The organism is Allobosea sp. Root483D1 (genome assembly GCF_001429505.1).
Taxonomy (GTDB): domain Bacteria; phylum Pseudomonadota; class Alphaproteobacteria; order Rhizobiales; family Beijerinckiaceae; genus Allobosea.
Map to the genome: position 1 here is coordinate 22,639 of NZ_LMJW01000017.1, position 21,887 is coordinate 44,525.

18 protein-coding genes are annotated in these 21,887 nt (G+C 65.8%); 6 read left to right on the forward strand and 12 right to left on the reverse strand.

Annotated features, from left to right (window positions below):
* Positions 1 to 18: 18 nt before the first annotated feature.
* Genes ASE66_RS14670 through ASE66_RS14700 form a run of 7 tightly spaced genes read right to left on the reverse strand, consistent with a single transcriptional unit; the run spans position 19 to position 6,508 of the window.
* On the reverse strand, positions 19 to 1,014 hold the full coding sequence (locus ASE66_RS14670) for a TRAP transporter substrate-binding protein (protein WP_057190446.1): 996 nt from the start codon (positions 1,012 to 1,014) through the stop codon (positions 19 to 21).
* 53 nt (positions 1,015 to 1,067) lie between these two features.
* Positions 1,068 to 1,871, reverse strand: a complete 804-nt coding sequence (locus ASE66_RS14675; protein ID WP_057190448.1) for an alpha/beta fold hydrolase — start codon at positions 1,869 to 1,871, stop codon at positions 1,068 to 1,070.
* A 26-nt stretch (positions 1,872 to 1,897) separates the two neighbouring features.
* Entirely contained in the window at positions 1,898 to 2,518 is a 621-nt protein-coding gene (locus ASE66_RS14680; RefSeq protein WP_057190449.1) for an isochorismatase family protein, read from the reverse strand.
* The gene (locus ASE66_RS14685; RefSeq protein ID WP_057190451.1) at positions 2,515 to 3,624 is read right to left on the reverse strand and encodes a CaiB/BaiF CoA transferase family protein; all 1,110 of its coding nucleotides are present in this window, start codon (positions 3,622 to 3,624) and stop codon (positions 2,515 to 2,517) included. Before ASE66_RS14685 ends, ASE66_RS14680 begins: the two co-directional genes overlap by 4 nt.
* 9 nt (positions 3,625 to 3,633) lie before the next feature.
* Positions 3,634 to 4,821, reverse strand: coding sequence for a CaiB/BaiF CoA transferase family protein (locus ASE66_RS14690; protein ID WP_057190453.1), 1,188 nt, complete (start codon positions 4,819 to 4,821; stop codon positions 3,634 to 3,636).
* On the reverse strand, positions 4,818 to 5,981 hold the full coding sequence (locus ASE66_RS14695) for an acyl-CoA dehydrogenase family protein (RefSeq protein ID WP_057190454.1): 1,164 nt from the start codon (positions 5,979 to 5,981) through the stop codon (positions 4,818 to 4,820). The genes ASE66_RS14690 and ASE66_RS14695 overlap by 4 nt, the downstream gene beginning before the upstream one ends.
* An 8-nt stretch (positions 5,982 to 5,989) precedes the next feature.
* Positions 5,990 to 6,508: a MaoC family dehydratase gene (locus tag ASE66_RS14700; RefSeq protein ID WP_057190455.1), complete on the reverse strand. Its 519-nt coding sequence runs from the start codon at positions 6,506 to 6,508 to the stop codon at positions 5,990 to 5,992.
* Between the two features lie 303 nt (positions 6,509 to 6,811).
* On the opposite strand from ASE66_RS14700, the gene ASE66_RS14705 reads away from it, so the two are divergent.
* Positions 6,812 to 7,603, forward strand: coding sequence for a GntR family transcriptional regulator (locus ASE66_RS14705; RefSeq protein ID WP_057190456.1), 792 nt, complete (start codon positions 6,812 to 6,814; stop codon positions 7,601 to 7,603).
* Between the two features lie 274 nt (positions 7,604 to 7,877).
* Here the strand turns inward: ASE66_RS14705 and ASE66_RS14710 are convergent, their stop codons facing one another.
* The gene (locus ASE66_RS14710; RefSeq protein WP_057190457.1) at positions 7,878 to 8,972 is read right to left on the reverse strand and encodes a helix-turn-helix domain-containing protein; all 1,095 of its coding nucleotides are present in this window, start codon (positions 8,970 to 8,972) and stop codon (positions 7,878 to 7,880) included.
* Positions 8,973 to 9,136: 164 nt separating this feature from the next.
* Between ASE66_RS14710 and ASE66_RS14715 the strand changes: the two genes are divergently transcribed.
* Positions 9,137 to 12,217: an autotransporter domain-containing protein gene (locus tag ASE66_RS14715; protein WP_057190458.1), complete on the forward strand. Its 3,081-nt coding sequence runs from the start codon at positions 9,137 to 9,139 to the stop codon at positions 12,215 to 12,217.
* A 489-nt stretch (positions 12,218 to 12,706) separates the two neighbouring features.
* On the opposite strand, the gene ASE66_RS14720 is transcribed toward ASE66_RS14715, so the two are convergent.
* Genes ASE66_RS14720 through ASE66_RS14730 form a run of 3 tightly spaced genes read right to left on the reverse strand, consistent with a single transcriptional unit; the run spans position 12,707 to position 15,681 of the window.
* On the reverse strand, positions 12,707 to 14,212 hold the full coding sequence (locus ASE66_RS14720) for a tripartite tricarboxylate transporter permease (RefSeq protein ID WP_057190459.1): 1,506 nt from the start codon (positions 14,210 to 14,212) through the stop codon (positions 12,707 to 12,709).
* A 15-nt stretch (positions 14,213 to 14,227) separates the two neighbouring features.
* Positions 14,228 to 14,677, reverse strand: coding sequence for a tripartite tricarboxylate transporter TctB family protein (locus ASE66_RS14725; RefSeq protein WP_057190460.1), 450 nt, complete (start codon positions 14,675 to 14,677; stop codon positions 14,228 to 14,230).
* 14 nt (positions 14,678 to 14,691) lie between these two features.
* Positions 14,692 to 15,681 carry a Bug family tripartite tricarboxylate transporter substrate binding protein gene (locus tag ASE66_RS14730; protein WP_057190461.1) on the reverse strand — a complete coding sequence of 330 codons (990 nt, stop codon included), beginning with the start codon at positions 15,679 to 15,681 and terminating at the stop codon, positions 14,692 to 14,694.
* Positions 15,682 to 15,923: 242 nt separating this feature from the next.
* Here ASE66_RS14730 and ASE66_RS14735 point away from each other — a divergent pair, with 242 nt between their 5' ends.
* The 4 genes from ASE66_RS14735 (at position 15,924) to ASE66_RS14750 (ending at position 20,209) form a co-directional block, all read left to right on the forward strand.
* Positions 15,924 to 16,916, forward strand: coding sequence for a Bug family tripartite tricarboxylate transporter substrate binding protein (locus tag ASE66_RS14735; RefSeq protein WP_162262489.1), 993 nt, complete (start codon positions 15,924 to 15,926; stop codon positions 16,914 to 16,916).
* Between the two features lie 47 nt (positions 16,917 to 16,963).
* Complete coding sequence (locus ASE66_RS14740) at positions 16,964 to 17,881, forward strand: LysR substrate-binding domain-containing protein (RefSeq protein WP_057190463.1); 918 nt, start codon at positions 16,964 to 16,966, stop codon at positions 17,879 to 17,881.
* A gap of 83 nt (positions 17,882 to 17,964) precedes the next feature.
* Positions 17,965 to 18,915, forward strand: a complete 951-nt coding sequence (kdgD, locus tag ASE66_RS14745; protein WP_057190464.1) for a 5-dehydro-4-deoxyglucarate dehydratase — start codon at positions 17,965 to 17,967, stop codon at positions 18,913 to 18,915.
* A 208-nt stretch (positions 18,916 to 19,123) separates the two neighbouring features.
* Entirely contained in the window at positions 19,124 to 20,209 is a 1,086-nt protein-coding gene (locus tag ASE66_RS14750) for a lactonase family protein (protein WP_057190465.1), read from the forward strand.
* Positions 20,210 to 20,438: 229 nt separating this feature from the next.
* Here the strand turns inward: ASE66_RS14750 and ASE66_RS14755 are convergent, their stop codons facing one another.
* Positions 20,439 to 21,878 carry an NAD-dependent succinate-semialdehyde dehydrogenase gene (locus ASE66_RS14755; RefSeq protein WP_082613461.1) on the reverse strand — a complete coding sequence of 480 codons (1,440 nt, stop codon included), beginning with the start codon at positions 21,876 to 21,878 and terminating at the stop codon, positions 20,439 to 20,441.
* Positions 21,879 to 21,887 lie beyond the last annotated feature (9 nt).

Consider the following 21,887-nt stretch of genomic DNA (forward strand, 5'->3'; position numbering starts at 1 on the left):
GTCCTCCCACTGGCCCGGTCAGCCGCCGAAGGTTCGCATCTTGTCGATAAGCGGCTTGCCGAACTGTTTCTCGCTGGCTTCCCAGATCGGCGACATCCCCTTGGCCCAGGCCTTGGCCTCGTCGGCGGTCTGCTCGTGGAACTTGACGCCCTTCTGGGCGAGCTCGGCCTTGGCATTGTTGGCCGCTTCGCGCGCCCGAATCTTGTGTCCCGAAATGGTCTCGGCCGCGGCGTCGCCGATCAACTTGCGATCGGCCTCGGAGAGCCCCTCCCAGAACTTGCTGTTCACCGTCCAGGGATAGAATGCGAAGAAATACCTGGCGTAGGTGATGTTCTTGATCGCTTCGTGGAAGCGGTAGCTGAGGAAGGCATCGAGCGGAGTGTTCAACCCATCGATGACGCCCTGCTGGATGGAAGTCGCAACCTCGGTGATGTTGATCGCGACTGCGGTGGCTCCGATGGCGGAAAGGGCGGCGGCGTTGGTCTTGCCGACGGCACGCAGCTTCAGGCCCTTGAAGTCCTCGGGCTTGACGATTGGTCCCTTGCGGGAGCCGGGAACCACGTAATCATAGGGCAGCATGCCGAGCACCTTGACGCCCTTGCCCTCGAGTTCGTCGAAGACCTCCTTCTGGAAGTCGCGGTCGTCCATCGCCTTGTAGAAGGCTTCGTGGGTCGGGAAAGCGTAGGGCAGGTCGAAGACGCTGAGCTTCGGCGAAACGCCGACCCAGTAGGCGGAGACCAGCGTGGTCATTTCGGCGTCGCCGCGGACAACGCCCTGAAGCAGGTCCAGTCCCTTCAGCAGGCTGCCATTCGGATAGAGCTGGACCTTGATGCGCCCCTTCGAGCGCTCTTCCACCAGCTTCTTGAAGGCCTGGTTGGCAAGCCCCGGCGCGACATCGGCCGCGTATTCGAACGGGAAGCGGATGGTGATCGACTTCTCCTGCGCACTGGCCGTGGAGCCGAGCGCGAGCGTGGAGGCGATGGCGGCGACCGCATGGCGGCGGGTGATGGACATGGCATTCTCCCTCGATCTTGTTGTTTTCCCGGAGACGGCCGGGGCCGGCAGGCTCAGTGCTTCCCCAGGAAATCGAAGAGCAGCTCGGAGAAGCGCGCCTTCATCGCCTTGCCGGCGATGACATGGGCGGCTTCGGCGAGCAGGTAGCCTTCCGCGCCGGGAATCGCGTCCTGGATCGGCTGCGTCGTCCTGGGGCCGGTGACCTGGTCGAGGCCGGCATGCAGGACGAAGGTCGGCGCCTTGATCTGGCCGGCGCGCGCGGTCGTGTCATGGGCGATGCAGGCGTCGATCAGGCGCGAATGGGCAGGGTAGCGCCCGTTGAGATGGCCCCAGACGCCGTCGATGCCGAGCAGCCGGTCGATTTGCCGGTTGTAGTATTCCGGCTCGAAGGACAGCACCGTCACCGCATGCTGGAAGGGCAGGAAGCCCATGTCGCGATGAACGATCCGGAACAGCTCGAGCTGGTCGGTCAGGAATCGGTCGGTCTTCAGCCAGGCGCCGGTGTTGACCATCGAGCGGACGAGCTGCGGATGGCTGATCGCCATCTCCTGCGCGATGCAGGCGCCCATCCCGATCAGGCCGATCACATGCGCGTTCGGTATCTCCAGATGTGCGAGCAGGCCGATCGCGTCGTCGGCATACATCCGGGTCGTTGCCGGCCTGTCGAGCTCGTCGCCGGAATCGCCGATGCCACGATGATCGAAGATCACGACGGAGTAGCGATCGGTCAGGCCCCAGGGCAGGTGATGATGCTCACCGTGACAGAACGTGCCCCATCCCCCCATGAGGAGGACGGGTTCACCCTTGCCGTGGATCTCGTAATACATGTCGTGGCCGTTGATATGGGCGATCGGCATGGGTTTTCCTCGTCGATAGGCCGGCGTCAGGACGCCGTGAGCTTGCGGATTTCGGAGAGGCAGGCCTCGGCATCGACCACATCGGCATAGCGGCGGCCGACATCGAGCAGGTTGGCGCGGTGCGCCTCGATGCCCATGTCGCCGACGCAGTCCTCGGGGACGATCGTCCGGAAGCCGTAGGAGAAGCAGTCGATGATCGAGGCGCGCACGCAGCCGCTGGTCGTGCAGCCGGTGACGATCACCGTGTCGACCTGCGCCTTGATCAGATAGGAGACCAGTGGCGTGCCGAAGAAGATCGACGGCCCGGCTTTGACGAAGTTGACGTCATAGGCCGGGTCGAAGACGCGCGGATCCATCTGCGTCGGCCTGTCGCCATGGAACATGCCGTCGCGCACGCCGGTCGCCTTCCACAGGATCATGTCCTTCTCGCCGCACCAGGCGGTGCGGCAGGAGGCAACGGGCACGCTGTTGGCCCGGGCGAATGCCAGAAGGGCGGCGGTCCGGTCGACCGCTGCATGGATATGTGCCGACTGGCCCAGCGCGTAGGCCGGATCGGTAAACGCGAGCTGGAAGTCGACCACGATCACCGCTGGGCGCTTGCCCCAGCCGATGCCGATCTCGCCATAGCCTCCCGCTTCGAAGCTCATGCTCCCACCTCATTGCCTTCTGCAGCTTCGGCGGCCAGCCGCGGCACGCTCAGCCGCGGACGCGCCGGCTCGTGCCGGAATTTGATCGCCGGCCCGATCTGACGCGTCGCGCCGCCACCCAGCACCATGCCGCGATGCTGCGCGTGCGGATCGTCGAACGCCTCGCTGATGCGCTTGACCGGTGCGAAGCAGATGTCGCGCCCCGCGAACCATTCGACCCATTCAGCCTGGCTGCGGCGCACGAATGTTTCGGACAGGAAGGTGATGGCCGGAGCCTGATGCGGCCCGGGGCCGGCTTCGCAGAGCACGGCGAGATCCGGGCGTTCCAGCGCGGAGAGCAGGTTTCGGACGAATTTCGCCTCCTGGCCGCCGAGCACAATGTGACGTCCATCGGCTGTCGCGTAGATCCGGTAGAAGGCCGAGCCGCCCATGCTGCGTTCGTGCTTCGGCACGGGATCCCGGCCATGGGCGAAGACCGGGCCGACGACATTGGGATAGGCGGCGAGCACGGCGTCGTGCATCGACATGTCGAGATAGTCGCCGCGCCCGGTACGTTCGCGCCGAAGCAGCGCCATCAGCACGCCGGACAGGGCCTGCAGCGAGCTCAGCATGTCGGCCGCGGGGATGCCGGGAATGGCGGGGGTGCCGTCCTGCCCCTCGTTGATCGAGATCGCCCCGCCAAGCGCTTCGACAGCGAGGTCATGCGCCGGTCGATCGCGATAGGGGCCATCCTGGCCGAATGCGCTGATCGAGCAGTAGACGATGCCGGGATTGCGGGCGCTGACGGTCTCGTAGTCGACGCCGAGCCGCCGCACGACGCCGGGGCGGAAGGTTTCGACCACGACATCGGCCTCGTCGCAGAGTTTCAGCAGTCTTTCGCGTCCGACCGGGTCCTTGAGGTCGATGACGAGGCTCTCCTTGCCGCGGTTCGTGTTGCGGAAGAATACGGTCTCGCCGTCGACGCGCGGGCCGATCTCGCGGCCGGGATCGCCACCCGGGGGCTCGATCTTCAGCACGCGCGCGCCATGGTCGGCGAGCGTCATCGTCAGATAGGGCCCCGGCAGGAAGACCGAGAGATCGACGACACGGAGGTCTTCGAGCTTCATTGCCGCGGCCTAGGCTGCTGCGCCGGCGCGCAATGACGCGATCTCTTCGGCGCCTAGCCCGATCTCGCGAAGCACGCTTTCGGTGTCCGCTCCGAGCGCGCTGCAGGCGCTGGCCTTCGGTCGCTCGCCATTGATCCGCAACGGGCTGGCCAGGCAGCGCAGATCCGGGCGCTGTGGATGGGGGACCTGCGCGACCATGCCGGTGCGTTCGACGAAGGGGTTGGCGAAGGCCTGCGGTATGTCGAAAACCGGCGCCACCGGCAGCAGGCCGTTGAGGCGCGACAGCCATTCCCGCGTGCCTGCCTTGGCGAATTCGGCGTCGAGCTCCTGGGTCAGCAGGCCGCGATTGGCTCGCCTTGCCTTCATGGCCGAGAAGCGCTCGTCGTTCGCCAGATCCGGCCGGTTCATGGCACCGACCAGCGCGGTGAAGAACTTGTCGGTCATGCACATGATGAAGAGCCAGCCATCGGCCGTCTCGAAGGTCTGCACCGGCACGGCCGAGAGATGGGCGCTGCGGGCCATCCGCGCCGGTACGTCGCCCTCGTTCAGATACCAGGTCGCCGGATAGGAGAGCTGGTGCAGCGCGACGTCGAACAGGCAGGTATCGACATCGGCGCCGATGCCGCTGGTTCGCGCACGCAGGATCGCAGCGAGCAGGCCGACCGCACCGGTGATGCCGGTCATGAAGTCGATCATCGACAGGCCAAGCCTGGTCGGCGCGCCGTCGGGCTCGCCGGTGACGCTCATGATGCCAGCTTCGGCCTGCATCAGATAGTCGTAGCCCGGCCAGCCGCGCCGCTCATTGTCGCGGCCATAGGCCGAGATGTGCAGGCAGACGATGCGGGGGTTGACCGCCTTGAGGGCGTCATAGGTCAGGCCGAGCTTGTCGGGCTGGTCGCCGCGCAGATTATTGACGACCGCGTCGGCAGTGGCGACGAGCCGGCGGAAAGCCTCGGCGCCGAGCGGTGTCTTCAGGTCGAGAGAAACGCTCTTCTTGTTGAGGTTGAAGGTCTGGAAGTACTGGCTGTCGTCCTGGCCGAGCATATGCGGGCCGACATGGCGCGAGGCGTCGCCGCCCAGCGTCGGGCTCTCGATCTTGATCACCTCGGCGCCGAGATCGGCGAGCGTCATCGAGCCATAGGGCCCGGCTCCGAATTGCTCCAGCGTTAGGACGCGCAGGCCGGCGAGCGGGCTCATGCGGCTGAACTCCTCTTGATCCATTGCTTGGAAATGATGATGCGCTGCATCTCGTTGGTGCCTTCGCCGATGCACATCAGGGGCGCATCGCGGAAGTAGCGCTCGACGTCGAACTCCTTCGAATAGGAGTAGCCGCCGTGGATGCGCATGCTCTCGAGGCTGTTCTCGACGGCGGCCTCGGAGGCGAAGTACTTCGCCATGCCTGCCTCCATGTCGCAGCGCTCGCCGCGGTCATAGGCCTGGGCGGCATCGAGGGTGAGCAACCGCGCGGCGCGGGCCCGGGTGACCATCTCGCCGAGCTTGAGCTGGATCGCCTGGTGCTCGGCGATCGGCTTGCCGAAGGTTCGGCGTAGCTGCGCGTACTCCGTCGCCAGCCGTAGGGCACCTTCGGCGAGGCCGACGCCACGAGCGGCGACGTTGATGCGTCCGAGCTCGAGTCCGCCGGTCGCCTGCTGGAAGCCCTGGCCTTCGACGCCGCCGATCAGATGGCTGCCGTCGAGCTCGTAGTCGTCGAAGACGAGTTCCGCCGAGTCGATGCATTTGTAGCCTAGCTTCTCGATCTTCTTGCCGACACGAAAGCCCGTCTTCTTCGGCGCGAGGAAGAGGCTCATGCCCTTGTGGCGCGGCTCGGCTGCCGGGTCGGTCTTGACCAGCAGCGCGAAGCAGGACCCTTCGATGCCGTTCGAGATCCAGGTCTTGGTGCCGTTGATGATGTAGCGGCCGTCGTGGCGTCGCGCTGTCGTCCGGATTGCCTGGAGGTCGGTGCCGCAATCCGGCTCGGTCAGGGCAAGGCCGCCACGGATCTCGCCACTGGCGAAGCGCGGCAACCATTCCGCCTTCTGCTCGGGCGTGCCGAAGCGCTCGACCGCGGCAGCCATGATCAGATGCGAATTGAAGATGCCGGTGATCGCCATCCAGACATCAGAAATGCGCATGACGATCTTGGCATAGGTCGTCGCCGGCAGGCCGAGCCCGCCATATTCCTGGCCGATCGTCGCGCCGAACAGCCCGAGCTCCTTCATCTGCTCGACGATCTCTACGGGATAGATGTCGTCATGATCGTGCCGGCGCACCACCGGCCTGACCTTCGTGTCCAGCCAGCGATCGATCGTGTCGAAGAGCGCCTGTTCTTCGTCGGCAGGGAGCGGGGCGTTGCGCATCGGCCGGCTCAATAATTGGCTGCGTCGTCGACGCCGTGGCCACGCTTCGGGACCAGCATCGAGCGGACGAAGTCGCAGACGGCCTTGCCGTCCTGATTACGGCCGGTCGTCTTCACCGTGACGATGCCGTCGCCTGGCCGGCTCGCCGATTCACGTTTTTCGAGTACTTCGGTCTCGGCATAGAGCGTGTCGCCGCAGAACACGGGTGCGGTCAGGCGGATTTCCTTCCAGCCGAGATTGGCTTTGGCTTTTTGCGAGACGTCGGAGACGCTCATGCCGACGACGATCGACAAGGTCAGCGGGCTGGCGACGAGGAGCTGCCCGAATTCCGAATGCGCCGCGTATTCGCGGTCGAAATGCAGCGGATGGGTATTCATCGTCAGCAGCGAGAACCAGGTGTTGTCCGTCTCGCTGATGGTGCGGCCCGGCCTGTGCTCGTAGAGGTCGCCGATCGCAAACTCTTCATAGTAGCGACCGAACGTCTCGCGGTAGCGTTGCTGAGCTAGAGTTTTGACGGCGTCACGCATGGCGGCTCGCGGGGCTGCTGATATGTCCGGACAACTTTCAATGATATGCCTGGGCAGTCAACCACCTGGATATGCTGCGCAGCATTAAATCGATGCTGCGACGCAACAGTCCGCCACGTGACACACCGGCCGGATGAGTGGAGCCGAGTCACCACGCAACCGAGCATGGCCCTAAAATCATACGTATCGGCAGATTTTCCTTACCGCACTTGTCAAAACACCTGTGCTGCCGGCGAGATTTTCGCTCTGGAGTAGACACGCTGGATGATCTAGATTAGTCCGGATAAATTATCAGGGATCGCGATGGATCGGGACAGCATGGACGGGGCGGTGAAAGTGCCGTCGAAGGAGCATGGCACGGCTTTGGACGCCGCCGGCTCGCCGCTTTATCAGCGGATCGCTCAGACCCTGCAGGCGGAGATCGAGGCGGGGATGTTCGCCGTCGGCTCGATGCTCCCGACCGAAAGCGAACTTTGTGCGCGCTTCGATGTGAGCCGGCACACGATTCGCGACGCCCTTCGGGTACTCGGCGAGCTGGGGATGGTGTCGCGGCGGCGCGGCTCGGGAACCCTGATCGCAGCGGGCGCCCCGACCACCCGCTATGTCCAGGCCATGCGCTCGCTGGAAGAGCTGACGCAATACGCTCACGACACGCAATACGAGATCCAGCGGCTCGAGCGTGTCGCGATCACCGCCGATGTCGCCCTGCTCATCCCTGCGCCGGTCGATTCGACCTGGATGCGTCTGGAAGGCATACGCTGGCGGCCACATTCGGCCGAGCCGATCTGCGCGACCGCCGTCTTCGTGCACCTGCGCTTCGCCGAGCACCTTCACGACGTCGCTTCGGCTGAAGGGCCGGTCTACGACCTCATCGAGCGTCGCTCAGGCGAGCGCATCGCCGAAGTCGTCCAGGAGATCTCGGCGGAGCCGCTGCCACGTTTTGCGGCGCGGGCGCTTGGCTTGCGGACCGGCGCCCCCTCCCTGCGCTTCGTCAGGCGCTATATCGATGACAGCGGCTCGACGATGCTGACCTCCATGAACTGGCATCCGGCCGAGCATTTCGTCTACCGCATGAGGTTGAAACGGGACGGCTAGCTTCCCCAAACATCCCTTTATCGCGGCCAATCGATGAGATGTGTCCATTACAAAAGTGGCTTTCCGCAAATTCCGCCTTCGGGTGGTGCGTCAGCTTCCGCTTATGGCGCTTCACGGCAGCAAGGCATGCTGTTCTGACCTATCGTGAACGTCTGGAATGTCTGTATCGAGTAGTTCATTAGAGCGCTCGGCTGACCGAACTTGGTGCAGGGCGCTCCAGGTCCGATTGGAAGCATCAAGCTTTGATAGCGGCAATAGCTGAGCGAACCCGTCATTAACGCCCCAGCTTCTGGACGCGGTCCGGGGCGACGCCGACCGTTTTAGGCGGAAGCATGTCAACGCCGCGCTGGCGCGCGACGGCCCGCAGTTCGCGCGGCGCCATGCCGAAGCGCTCTTTGAATGCGCGGCTGAAATGCGCCTCGCTGCGGAAACCGAAGGAAAAGGCGATGGCGCTCAGCGTCTCGCCGGCACGGTCGTCGCCATTGATGACCTCGTAGCAGCGCTGCAGCCGGCGTTCGCGGATATAGGCCTGCACGCCGCCATGCTCACCGAAGACAGCGTAGAGCGCGCCGCGTGTCGCCTCCAACGTCTTCATCAGCGAACCGACGGTCAGTCCGAAGTCGCCCAGCGAGCGCTCGACATGCGCCTGAGCCCGGCTGAACAGGTCGAGATCGGCGGGCGTCGGCTCTTCGCGCGCGCCATGGCCACCTTGTGAGGCCGCAATCGCCAGTTCGACGATGGCTGCGGCAGCAGCAATGCCCTGCGCCAAGGTGAGGCCCGGCAGAGCCGCGTAAACGTCGCGCATCAGTTGCGACAGCAGGCGTGTGGCCGGCAGCTTCATATCCGGTACGAGGCCATGGACCGCCCGCGCGCGGAGGGCTTCGGGCATGGCACTGCGCGGCACCGTGAGCGCCATGGTGCGGTAGGGCGAGGTCTCGAAGTCGAAGGGCAGGCCGAAATCGATGAAGCTGACATCGCCGGGCTTGGCAAGGAAGGCGCGGCTGCCGCAGGAGCCCTCATAGGTGCCTTCGAGATGCAGCGAGATGTTGACGTGATCGACGCCGGTGCGCGCCGCATCCTTGGCCGTGCGGACGAGGTGGTTGGCATGCGAACTCGTCGACTCGCTGAGGATGAAGCGGTCGAGCATGTAGAGGCTGGTCGAGGCGTGGAACGCCGGGGCATCACTGGCTGAGACGAGTTCGGCGCTGCAGGCGAAAGTCAGGTGGTGCTGCCAAGCCTTGAAGGACGCCCCGTCGGCTGTCGGCGGCAGCACGATGGCAACCTGCGGCCCGCCGAGAACCGGCTCGGCCGCACGCCCGCTGCCGTTCGCATTGGGGGAGCTGCCTGCAGGCTGATGGTCGTCCGTCATCGCCTGCACTCTCACGCGCCGTTGCGGATTCGCAACACATTGGCCCCAGAACGGAATATCAAAAGATAGCGGACGTAGCGTCAAGTAGCCCGGATTTCAAACCTTAAACTGCCCTGGGTTTCGCCTCTCCCGACAGCGGCGAGTTGCGGATGTCCGGAGGATCGATGAGCACTTTCATGCAGCGCGTCTTTCGCAGCGCGTCCGCCCCTATCGCGCCGGCGGGCTCGCCTGTCCTTGGGGTTGCGCGCAGCCTGTCGGCGCGAGGCTTGCTCGCGCTCGCCTCGCCGATCGTGCTGAGCCTCGGCGCCGGAACGATCCCTGGGGCGGCGCAGGATGCCTTCATCGACGGCGGTTTAGCGGTCACCGTGCCGAGCGGCCAGCCCTCGCCTTGGCTGATCAACGGGACCCTGGTTGTTGGCGCGACGAGTGCGGGCACGCTCCAGGTCGAGGCTGGCGGCCAGGTTGGGGACATCAACGGCTATATCGGCTTCGGCGGCGCCTCGCATGGTATTGCGATCGTGACCGGCTCGAACTCGTTATGGTCCAACAGCAACGACCTGCTCGTCGGCATCGCCGGCCGGGGCGAGTTGACCGTAGCCAATGGAGGCCAGGTTCGGAACGTCCTCGGCTTCATCGGCTACAACTCCGGCTCCCATGGCGTCGCGGCGGTGACCGGCGCCGGCTCGCTCTGGGCCAATAGCGGCGATCTTTACATAGGCACCGCCGGCCAGGGCGTGTTGGCCGTTATGAATGGCGGCCAGGTTCGGAACACCTACGGCCTTCTCGGCTATTTTGCGGACTCCACCGGCACCGTGACCGTAACAGGCGCTGGGTCGCTCTGGGCTAACTCTCTCGGCATAGCGGTCGGCGAGAGCGGCACGGGAACGCTGACAATCGCGGATGGCGGCAGGGTCGAGAGCGGCGGCACGGGCAGCGCAATCGGCGACCTCGCCGGCTCGCGCGGCACGGCGACTGTGACCGGTGCGAACGCGATTTGGGCCAACAGCAGCATCCTTATTATCGGTAATCTCGGCAGCGGAGCACTGACCATTGCGAATGGCGGCCGCGTCGAAAGCGGACGCAGCTATATTGGCGGCGTCGCCTCCGGATCGGGCAGCGCCACCGTATCCGGCGCCGGCTCGGTCTGGTCCGTGATGAACGAGGACCTTCTGGTCGGCTTTGCAGGCCGCGGAGCGTTAACCGTCAGCGCCGGCGGGCGCGTGCAGAATAACTGGGCGACGATCGGCTCTCTCGGCGGATCGATCGGTTCGGTGGTGGTAATTGGCCAGAACTCAACCTGGGCAAATAGCCGGCGTATCGCCGTCGGCGAAGCCGGCGCCGGGACATTGACCATCACCGCCGGCGGCCTGGTCTCGGCTCAGAGCGTCGTCGTGGCGGCCAATGCCGGCTCGACCGGCACGCTCAACATCGGTGCGGCTTCAACGGAAGCGGCTATGGCAGCGGGAGTGCTGCAAGCTGGCGGCCTCGGCTTCGGCAGCGGCAATGGCCGGCTGGTGTTCAACCATACCGGCGGCAATTACGATTTCACGCTGCCGATCAATGGTCTCGGTAGGATCGATCATCTTGCTGGAGTGACGCATCTCTCGGGCGACAGCTCGGGATTCTCGGGCACGACCGTTGTGTCGGGCGGAACGCTTGGTATCGACGGCAAGCTCGGAGGCCTGGTCGATCTTCGCCTGGGCGGGCGCCTGCAAGGCACAGGCACCATCACCGGCAACTTCGTGGCGAATGGCGGCACGATCGCGCCGGGCAACTCGATCGGCACGCTCACCGTCAACGGTGCCTATGTCCAGAATGCCGGCACGGTCTACGAGGTTGAGGTCGATCCGGGGACGGTCACCTCCGATCGCATCCAGGTCCACGGCAACGCGATGCTGGCCAATGGCGCGGCGGTCTTGGTGATCAACTATACCGGCGCCGCCTATGTCGCCGGCCAGCGCTACACCATCCTGACCTCGACCGGGCTCAGCGGCAGCTATGGCGCCGATATCGCGATCGGCCCGATCCTCAGCCTGCGCAACAGCACCGACGCGACGAACGCCTATCTGACAGTGGTCCAGACCAACACTGCCGGCGGTATCGGCGGGACCGGCAACGAGCAGGCGGTCGGCCAGGCGGTCGACAGCCTGCCGACCGGCAATGCCGCCCAGACCGGTGTCTACAACCAGGCGAGCCTCGATGCCGCGCGGAGGGCTCTCGGGCAGCTCTCCGGCGAGATCCATGCCTCGGCCCGCGCCGTGCTGGTCGACGAGAGCTGGCTGCTGCGCGCAGCGGTCAACGACCGTCTGCGCTCGGCTTTCGGCACGGTCGGCTCGAGCCCGATGGCGACGCTGAGCTATGGCTTCACCGCCGATCTCGCGCCGCGCATCCAGGGAGCGATGCCCAGGCTCCCCGCGGCCGAGCGCTTCGCTGTCTGGGGCCAGGGCTACGGCTCCTGGGGCCGCACAAGCAGCGACGGCAATGCCGCGAGCCTCTCCCGTTCGACCGGCGGCCTGCTGGTCGGTGCTGATGCAGCGGTGTTGGAGAACCTGCGCCTCGGCGTCGTCGCCGGCTACAGCCGGACCCAGTTCGACGTGAACCGCCGGCTCTCCTCGGGCGAGAGCGACAACTACCATCTCGGCCTCTATGGCGGCGGCCAGTTCGGCGCGCTCAGCCTGCGCACCGGCCTGAGCTACACCTGGCACGACCTCTCGACCCGGCGCGGCATCGTAGCGGCCGGGCTCGGCGACACCTTGCGCGCCGGTTACGATGCCGGCACGGCACAGGCCTTCGGCGAGCTCGGCTATCGCATCGAGTTTGGCCAGGTCGCGTTCGAGCCTTTCGCCGGCCTCGCCTATGTCGTCCTGCGCAGCGACGGATTCACCGAGCGCGGCGGTGCCGCGGCGCTCTCTTCCGGCAGCGACGACACCGGCCTCGGCTATGCCACGCTCGGCCTGCGCGCCGCGACGACGACCCGCCTCGCTGGCGCGGATCTGACGCTGCGCGGCGGCCTCGGCTGGCGCCATGCCTTCGGCGATGTCGATCCGAAGACGACGCTTGCCTTCACCGGCAGCAACCCGTTCAGCATCTCAGGCTTGCCGATCGCCAGGAACGCCGCCCTCCTCGAGGCCGGACTCGGGCTTTCGATCAGCCCAAGCGCCACGCTCAGCCTAGCCTATACCGCCCAGCTCGCGCAGGACACACAGGACCATGCCTTCAAGGCGAACCTTGCCGTCAGGTTCTGAACGCGAAGGAGAAGCTCGGCTAAGCGGGACAAAACCGTCGGACGTCGTTTTCCGAGAGCCTCTAGCCGTGCGGACCAACCCCAGCCCATGGAACTGGATACCCTTCGCGCGATACAAGTAGCACGACCGAGCAGTCAGGTGCGTCAAGAGCCGTCTCGTCGAGCTTGACGAGTCCCTCGAAGCGCCGGGTCCCCGACCTCTTGTCCTCGTCGAGTTCGTAAGCGCGTTGGTCAGGATCTTCCAATCGCTTCTGAAAGCAGCCCGAACCTCAGCGCCTCAGTTATTCTTGAACGAGGGTGGCAGGCCCGAATCTGTAATAGGCGCCTTGGTCTCCGGTAAAAGCTCGATGAGCATCGTCCGGGCGCGCAGCCCAACGTCCGCTTTCCGGCAGCGGTCTAAGGTCAGGAAATGGCGAATATTGGCTCCAAGAGGCGCAATTGGCGCTATGCAGGCGTTGGTCGTTACTTTTTTGTCTAGGCCGCCGGAATTTCAGGTCTCTTCTATGAGAGCGGCCTTCCGGTTTCGCATGATCGTCGGCGACAGCATTGCAAGCAGCATGACTGCGACGATGCCCAGCAGCACCGCGCTGATCGGGCGCTGCAGGAAGACCGAGAAATCCCCCTCGGACAGCAGCATAGCGCGGCGGAAGTTCTCCTCGAGCTGCGGACCGAGCACCAGCCCCAGCAGCAGCGGAGCCGGCTCGACGCCGACCTTGATGAAGAAGTAGCCGATGGCCGCGCAGCCCAGCATCAGCCAGACATTGAACAGGCTGTTGGCGACGCCATAGGTGCCGATGCAGCAGAACAGAACGACCGCCGGGAAGAGCAGGCGATAGGGGATCTTCAGCATCGAGATCCACAGCCCGACCAAGGGCAGGTTGATCACCAGCAGCATCAGATTGCCGACCCACATCGAGGCGATCACGCCCCAGACCAGCTTCGGCTGCTCGGTCAAGATCTGCGGGCCGGGCTGGATGCCCTGCATCATCAGCGCGCCGATCATCAGCGCCATCAGCGCGTTTGCCGGGATGCCGAGCGTCAGCAGCGGGATGAAGCTGGTCTGGGCGCCGGCATTGTTGGCTGCTTCCGGGCCGGCGACGCCCTCGATCGCGCCCTTGCCGAAGCGGGAGGGGTCCTTCGCCAGCTTCTTCTCGAGCGCATAGGAGGAGAAGGGCGGCAGCGCCGCCCCACCACCCGGCAGGACGCCAAGCACCGAGCCGAGCGCCGTACCGCGGACCATGGCTGGAAAGGCCGCCCGCAGATCGGCCCGGCTCGGAATCAGGCTGCGGATCGATTGGCTCACGACGCGCCGTTCCGCCGGGCGCTCCAGATTGGCGATGATCTCTCCGAGGCCAAACAGGCCCATGGCGACCGGAACGAAGTCGAGCCCGTCGGAGAGTTCGGCGACCCCGAACGTCATGCGCGCCGCGCCCGAGCTGACATCGACCCCGACGAGGCCGAGCAGAAGGCCGAGCAGCACCATCGCCAGGGATTTGGCGACCGAGCCATGCGCCAGGACGACGGCGGCGATCAGACCGAGCACGAGTAGGCTGAAATACTCGACCGCCGTGAACTTCAGCGCCAGCACCGACAGCGGCACGCTCATCACGGCGATGACGACAGTCGCCACCGTACCGGCAAAGAACGAGGCGAGCGCCGCGATCGCCAGGGCCGTGCCGGCCTTGCCCTGCTTGGCCATCTCGTGGCCGTCGATGCAGGTGACGACCGAGGAGGTTTCGCCCGGCACGTTGACGAGGATGGCGGTGGTCGAGCCGCCGTACTGCGCGCCGTAGAAGATGCCGGCGAGCATGATCATGGCGCCGGGCGGCGACAGGCCGAAGGTGAAAGGCAAAAGCAGGGCGACGGTCGGGATCGGGCCGATGCCGGGCAGCACGCCGATGGCTGTGCCGATCACGACGCCGAGCAGGCACAGGCCGAGATTGTTCAGCTCGAGCGCGGTCGAGAGCCCGAGCAGCAGGTTGTCGAAGAGTTCCATCGGGAGCTTGAGCCTTCAGCGCGGCCAGACAGGCACGGGCAGCGCCAGCACCTTGACGAAGAGAAGGACGGCCGCTGCCGAAAGGGCCAGCGCGAAGGGCAGGCTCTCGCGAAGACGCCCCTCGCGGGTTGCAAAGCTCGCCAGGATGACGGTGACGACCGCGGCGACGGCAAGCCCCAGCCGCTCGGCGGTCAGCACGAAGACGCCGACCGCGCCGAGCACGGCGAGCAGCGGACGCAGCTGGACGGCATCGATCGCGACCGCCGCCCGCCTGACGCCGCGCACGCAGAAGAACAGGCCGAAGCCCAGAAGGCCGAGCGCGACGGCGCGAGGCATGTAGCCCGCGCCCATATCGGCGGCGTGGCCGACGACGAGCTTGCGGGTCGCAATGAGCGTGCCCGCTGCGACCGCCGCGAGGAACAGGCCGAAGAGCAGGTCCTGCCAGTCGATCCTGGAACGCGTCATCGGCCGAACTCCGCTCAGCTGCCCTTGATGCCGGCTTCACGGATGATGCCGCCCCAGCGCGTGGTCGCATCGCTCAGCCAGCTCGCGAACTCGGCCGGGGTGCCGGCGCGGACGACGCCGCCCTGCTCGGCGATCTTGTCCTTGATCTCCGGCATCGCGAGGATCTTGCCGATCTCGGCGTTGAGGCGCGCGACCATCGCCGGCGGCGTGCCGGCGCGGGTCAGGATGCCCTGCCAGGTGCCTGCGTCGCCGCCAGGCAGGCCGACTTCCTTGAAGGTCGGAAGCCCCGCGACGCGCTCCTCGCCGGTGACGGCGAGACCGACGAGTTGCTTGTTCGAGACGAAGGGCAGTGTCGCGGTCGAACCGTTGATGATGACGCCGCTTTCGCCGGAGACCACGGCCCGCGAGGCTGCCGCACCGCCTTTGTAGGGCACGTTCTTCCACTGGATGCCGAGTTCCTTGGCCATCTGCACCGCGGTGATGTGATTGGCCGCGCCGACCCCGGAATTCGCGACCGCGAGCTTGTTTGGATTGGCTTTGGCGTAGGCGATCAGCTCCTGCGCCGACTTGGCCGGAATGGATTCATGCACCGCCAGCACATAGGGGCCGAACATCACCATCGAGACCGGTGCAAGATCCTTGACGGGATCGTAGGTCAGGTCGGAGAACAGGCTCGGCGCGGTCGCGAGCGAGCCGACATCCATCAGCAGCAGGGTGTGGCCATCGGGCGGCGCCTTGGCGACGGCGTCGGCGCCGAGATTGCCGGCAGCGCCCGGCTTGTTCTCGATCACCACGGACTGGCCGATTGCGGCCGAGAGCTTGGGGGCGATCAGGCGGGCGAGAATGTCGGAGGTTCCGCCGGGCGCGAATGGCACGACGAGCCGGACGGGGCGCTCGAAATTCTGGGCCGCGATGGGCGGGCCGGCCAGCGCTACGCTGGCGAATGCTGCCAGAACGAGGCTTTTCTTGAGGGACGCTGCGAAGCGGAATCTGGGTGGGATCATGATTTCCTCCTGGGGGCGCAAGCCCGGCCCGGTGGCCGGATTGCGAGGGCGCAAGCAATCTGAAAGCTGCCTTGTCCGCCGCAGGATAGGTCAGGCACGATGCGTCGATGAGTTAGATTGGCAATGGAACGATGTCTTTTTTGGATCGCACGATAGCGGCAAAGAGCTTGCCGGAGCTTGGCGGCCGCCTAATCTCGCCAGCAGACGACAAAAGTCGCGACGGGGATCTTCGGGAGGACATGATGAGCAGATCGATCACGCGCCGCGCGGCTCTCAGCCTCGCAGGCGGCGCCGTCGTAGCGCCGCTGGTTTCGCGTGGCAGCTTCGGACAGGCCTATCCGACCAAGCCGGCGACGGTGATCATTCCGTTCGGGGCCGGCGGCACGACTGACCTCGTCGGGCGCATCATCTGCGAGAAGCTGACGCAGCGGCTCGGCAAGGCCTTCGTCATCGAAAACCGGGCCGGTGCTGGCGGCAATACCGGCGTCGCCGCGCTCTCCCATGCCACGCCCGACGGCTATACGATCGGCATGACGACGCCCTCGACGCATGGGATCAACCCGAACCTCTACAAGGAAAAGCTGCCCTTCAAGCCGTTCGAGGATTTCGAGTTCCTGTCGCTGGCCTCGTCGCAGCCGAACTTCCTGTGCATCCATCCCTCGATCCCGGCGCAGAACGTCGCCGAGCTCATCGCCTATCTGAAGGCCAATCCGGGCAGGGAGAATTTCGGCTCCTCCGGCATCGGCACCTCGATCCACCTCTCCGGCGAGCTGTTCATGCAGCTGGCCGGCGTGACGATGCAGCACGTCACCTATCGGTCTTCCGGCGCGCTGGTGCAGGACCTGATCTCCGGCAACGTCAAGATCTCCTTCGACAACTTCACCTCGCCCTATCCCCACTACAAGGCGGGCACGCTGCGCGGGCTCGCCGTCACAACCCTTGAAAGGGCCAAGATCGCGCCGGAGGTGCCGACGCTCGCCGAGACGCTGCCGGGCTTCGACATCAGCTCCTGGAACGGCTTCCTCGCACCGAAGGGCACGCCGAAGGAGATCTGCGACAGGCTCACCGGCGAGATGCAGGCCGTGCTGAAGGACCCGGCGGTGGTCTCGCGCTTCGAGGAATTGGGCGCGGCAGCGACGCCATCCAGCGGCGCGGAGGCCAGAAAGAAGGCCGAGACCGAGATCGCCAAGTTCAAGGGCATCATCGACAAGGCCGGGATCACCATCCAGAACTGACATCGCGCCTCTGCCGGACCGGGCTGGCGCCGCCGGAGAGGCTGGACATGTTCGAGTTGAGCCAGCTGCGCTGCTTCGTCGCCGTCGCCGAGGAGCTGCATTTCGGCCGGGCGGCGGTGCGTCTCAACATGACGCAGCCGCCGCTGAGCCGTCAGATCCAGATCCTCGAGCGGGTACTCGACGTGGTGCTGCTGGAGCGGAGCAACCGGACGGTGAAGCTCACCCCGGCGGGTGAGAGCTTTCTCGCGGAGGCTCGCCACCTGCTCAAGCTCGCCGAGAGCGCGGCGCTGCTCGCCAAGCGCGTGGCGAACGGCAAGGCCGGGTCGATCAATATCGGCTTCACCGCGACCTCGGCCTATTCCTACGTGCCGGAGCTTGTCGCCGCCTGCCGCCGCGAACTGCCCGATGTCGAGGTCTCGCTGAAGGAAATGGTCAGCGGCGACCAGCTCAAGCGGCTGGATTCGGGCGAGATCGACATCGGCCTGCTGCGCCCGCCGATACCGCGCAACGGACTCAGCGCTTTTCGCGTCACGGCCGAGCCCTTGATTGCCGCCGTCAACGCCGACCACGCGCTGGCGCGCTCCGAGACGATCGCGATCGAAGACCTCGCGGCCGAGCCCTTCATCATGTACGCGCCGTACGAGGCGCGCTACTTCCACGACCTGCTCGTCGAGCTGTTCTCGCGGGCAGGGCTCGTGCCGAATTATGTCCAGCATCTGGCTCAGATCCACTCGATCCTCGCCATGGTCCATTCCGGGGTAGGCGTCGCGCTGGTGCCGCAGGCCGCGATGAACCTGCGTTTCAGCGGCGTCGTCCTGCGCCCGATCGACCTGCCGAAGCAGAGGCCGGCGGAGCTGTTCTTCGTCAGCCGGGAGGACAATGACAACCCGCTCCTGCCGACCGTTGCGGCGCTGGCGCGGGGATTGGCTCAGGACCCGGCGAAAGCCGGCCGAACGATCCAATGAATGGATCGCCCGATACAGTGATTGGTCTCAATCGGCATCGTTCTTGATCTACTCCTGCGGCTGAGTTCAGCGAGGAGCCGATCATGAGCAAGATGACCCCCCAGGAGATGGCACGGCATATCGGTAACGGGCTGCTGTCGTTTCCGGTCACGCCCTTCGCCCCCGGCAATGTCTTCGACGAGGCGCGCTACCGCTCCAATCTCGACTGGCTCTGCGGCTACGACGTCGCCGGCCTGTTCGCCGCGGGCGGCACGGGCGAGTTCTTCTCGCTCTCGCCGGCCGAGGTCGTGACCGTGGTCGCGACGGCGGTCGCCGAGACCGCGGGGCGGGTGCCGGTTCTCGCCGGCGTCGGCTACGGCACGCAGATCGCGACCGAACTGGCGGCCGGGGTCGAGCAGGCGGGCGCCGACGGCATCCTGCTGCTGCCGCCCTACCTGGTCTTCTCCGAGCAGGAGGGGCTCGCTGCCCATATCGAGGCCGTCTGCAAGGCGACTAGGCTCGGCGTCATCGTCTACAATCGCGACAACGCCATCGTCACCGAGGAGACGCTGGCCAGGCTCTGCGAGCGCAATCCCAATCTCGTCGGCTACAAGGACGGCATCGGCGACATTGAGCTGATGACGCGCATCCATCTGCGCATGGGCGACCGGTTGACCTATATCGGCGGCCTGCCCACCGCCGAGACCTTCGCGCTGCCCTATCTCGAAATGGGCGTGACGACCTATTCCTCGGCGGTCTTCAACTTCGTCCCGCACTTCTCGACCAAGTTCTATGCCGCAGTGCGTCGCCGCGACCGCGAGACGGTGCAGGCGGGGCTGCGTGACTTCATCCTGCCGCTGATCGCGATCCGCAACCGCAAGCGGGGCTACGCCGTCTCGATCATCAAGGCGGGGATGAAGGTGGTCGGCCGCGATTCCGGCCCCGTCCGGACGCCGTTGACCAACCTCACGCAGAGCGAGACGGAAGAACTCGCCGCCCTGGTCGCCCGGCTCGACAAGGGCGAATTCGCGACGCGCGAACTCGCCGCCGCCTGAACACCATCTCTGCGGAGACGCCGACGATGTCGCACCGGGCCGGTGCGGCATCGCTTTCGGCTGCGACGGCAACCGGCGCCACGATGCGTCGATTGCATCGGTCGATACGTCATTTGAGCTGTCTCAGTGCGATCGCGGCCCTCTAACCTGCCTCCTCATAGAAGGTCGAGCTGCCGGCAAAGACGGCCGACGCCACGGGGGGACGATCATGATCGCCGCGAAGAACACTGGTGTCGCCGCATTGGTTGCGGTCATGATGACGGCCATGCCTGCCACCGCGAAGACCATGGTCTATGTCTCGAACGCCGACAGCCGCGAGATCAGCGTGCTCGAACTCGACGCGCAGCTCGGCGAACTGAAGCCCGTCGAGACTGTGCCGGTGACCGGCACCGCGATGCCGATGGCGGTCTCGCCCGACAAGCGCCATCTTTATGTCTCGCTGCGCTCGCAGCCCTTCTCGGTCAGCACGTTCGCGATCGACCGGCAAAGCGGCAAGCTCGGGCTGCTGTCCACGGTGCCCCTGCCCGACAACATGGCCTATGTCGCGACCGACCGGACGGGCCGCTTCCTGCTCAGCGCCTCCTATACCGGCGACAAGATCGCCATCAACCCGATCGACGCGCAGGGCGCCGTCGGTGCCGAGCCGGTCCAGGTCGTGCCGACCCGCAAGCACGCTCATGCGATCCTGGCCGACCGTGCCAACAAGCATGTCTTCGCCAGCAATCTCGGCGGCGACATCCTGCTGCAATACAAGTTCGACGCCATGACCGGTCGCGTCACTCCGAACGAGCCGCCCTTCGTCGAGACCAAAAAGGGCGCAGGGCCGCGCCATTTCGTCTTCAGCCCCGACGACAGGTTCGCCTATCTGGTCAACGAACTCGACGGCACGCTCAACGCCTACCGTTTCGACGCAGCCAGGGGCACCCTGGCCGAGACCGGCAGCGTCAGTATCGTACCGAGGGGTTTCCAGGGCGGCGCACCGGCCAGCGCCGAGCTTCGGATCATGCCGAACGGCCGTTTCATCTATGCGTCGGAGCGGACATCGAACACGATCGCGGCCTTCCGTGTCGACGGTGCCACCGGCGCGCTGACACCTGCCGGCAACTTCGCAACGGAGACACAGCCGCGCGGTTTCAACATCGACCAGAGCGGGCGGTTCCTGATCGCGGCCGGGCAGAAATCCGATTCCGCGACGCTGTATGCGATCGACGCCGAAAGCGGGGCGCTGAAGGAATTGAAACGCTATCCGCTCGGCAAGAACCCCAACTGGGTGGAAATCATCGATCTGCCCTAAGCGACCATCTGTCGTGAACTGCAACGGCGAGCCCACCTGGAACGGGCCTCCTGCGCCACCCGCCGCTCGGCCATCATCGCACCGCCCTCCATCCGAGGACGACTGGAATCAGGACTTCACACCCGCAGCACCGCCGACTTTTTCAACGACATCGGCCCATAGCTGAAGTCTAGGAGGTCTGCTTTCGGGTAGGCTCCTAATGTCGCAAATGCTTCGCCAGAGCTTCCGATTAGCACGCCATGAAATGCGTCAGCTTGACGTTGAGATAATCGTGGATCGCCTGCCGGCCGCCCTCGCGCCCCATGCCGGAATGGTTGATGCCGCCGAACGGCGCCTCGGCGTGGGCGATCATGAAGGTGTTGACCCCGACCATGCCCGCGCTGAGGCCGGCGCTGAGCGCTTCAGCATAACGCTGGCTGCCGGTGAAGCCATAGGCGGCAAGGCCGTAGGGGGTCGAGTTAGCCCGCGCGATCGCGTCGTCGAAGTGGCGGAAGGTGGCGATCGGCGCCAATGGCCCGAAGGGCTCGTCGCGCATGATGCGGGCCTCGTCGGGCACATCGGCGAAAACGGTCGGCTCGAAGAAGAAGCCCTTGTTGCGGCTGGCCGGACGCCGTCCGCCGGTGAGGCGCCGCGCGCCGGAAGCCTCCGTCTCGGCCGAGAGAGCCTCGACGCGGTCGCGCTGGCTGGCGAGCGTCAACGGGCCCATCGATGTCGCCCGGTCCTGGCTGTCGCCCAGCACAAGCGCCTCAGCTGCCTTGACCATGCCGCTGGCGAAGCGTTCGGCCAGGCTCTCATGCACGTAGAAGCGGTTGGGAGCGATGCAGACCTGGCCGGCATTGCGGAACTTGAACAGCGCGCAGAGCGTCGCCGCATTGTCGACATCGGCATCCTCGCAGATCACGACGGGCGCATGGCCGCCGAGCTCCATCGAGCAGCGCTTGACGGTCCTGGCGGCCTCGGCGAGCAGCATCTGGCCGACGCGGGTCGAGCCGGTCAGTGAAATCTTTCGGACCTCGTTGGCGGCCATCAGAAGCGGCGTGATCGTCTCGGCCGGGCCGAAAAGCATCTGGACGGTGCCGGCAGGCGCACCGCCTTCGGCACAGGCCTGCGCGATCAGCGTCGAGGTCAGCGGCGTCTGCTCGGACGGGCGGCAGATGATCGGGCACCCGGCGGCGAGCGCTGGCGCGATCTTGCGGGCGAGCAGGTTGATCGGGAAATTCCAGGCGGTGAAGGCGGCGACGATGCCCACCGGCTCCAGCCCCGTGGCGAGGCGCCCGCCCTGGCGGGAGGGGATCGTCTCGCCGAAAAGGCGCTCGGCCTCACCGGCGAACCAGTCGAACTGCTCGATCGCGATCAGCACCTCACCCTCGGACTGGGCGATCGGCCGGCCGATCTCATGGGATAGCGCGCTCGCCAGCGCGTCCTTGCGCGCTTCCATCGCCCGGGCGATGCCGCGCAGCACCTTGGCCCGCTCCCAGCCATGCACCTTCGACCATGTCTTGAGCGCGACTTGCGCATGGTGCAGCGCCTCCTCGACCTCGGCTGCGCCGGCGCAAGGCGCCGCCCAGAGCAACTCCTCTGTGCAGGGATTGCAGACGGAAAGCGGCGGCCGCGACGTGGTCGGCCGGAACTCGCCCCCGATCAGAAGTTTTGGCGCAAGGTTTGACATGAATATCTC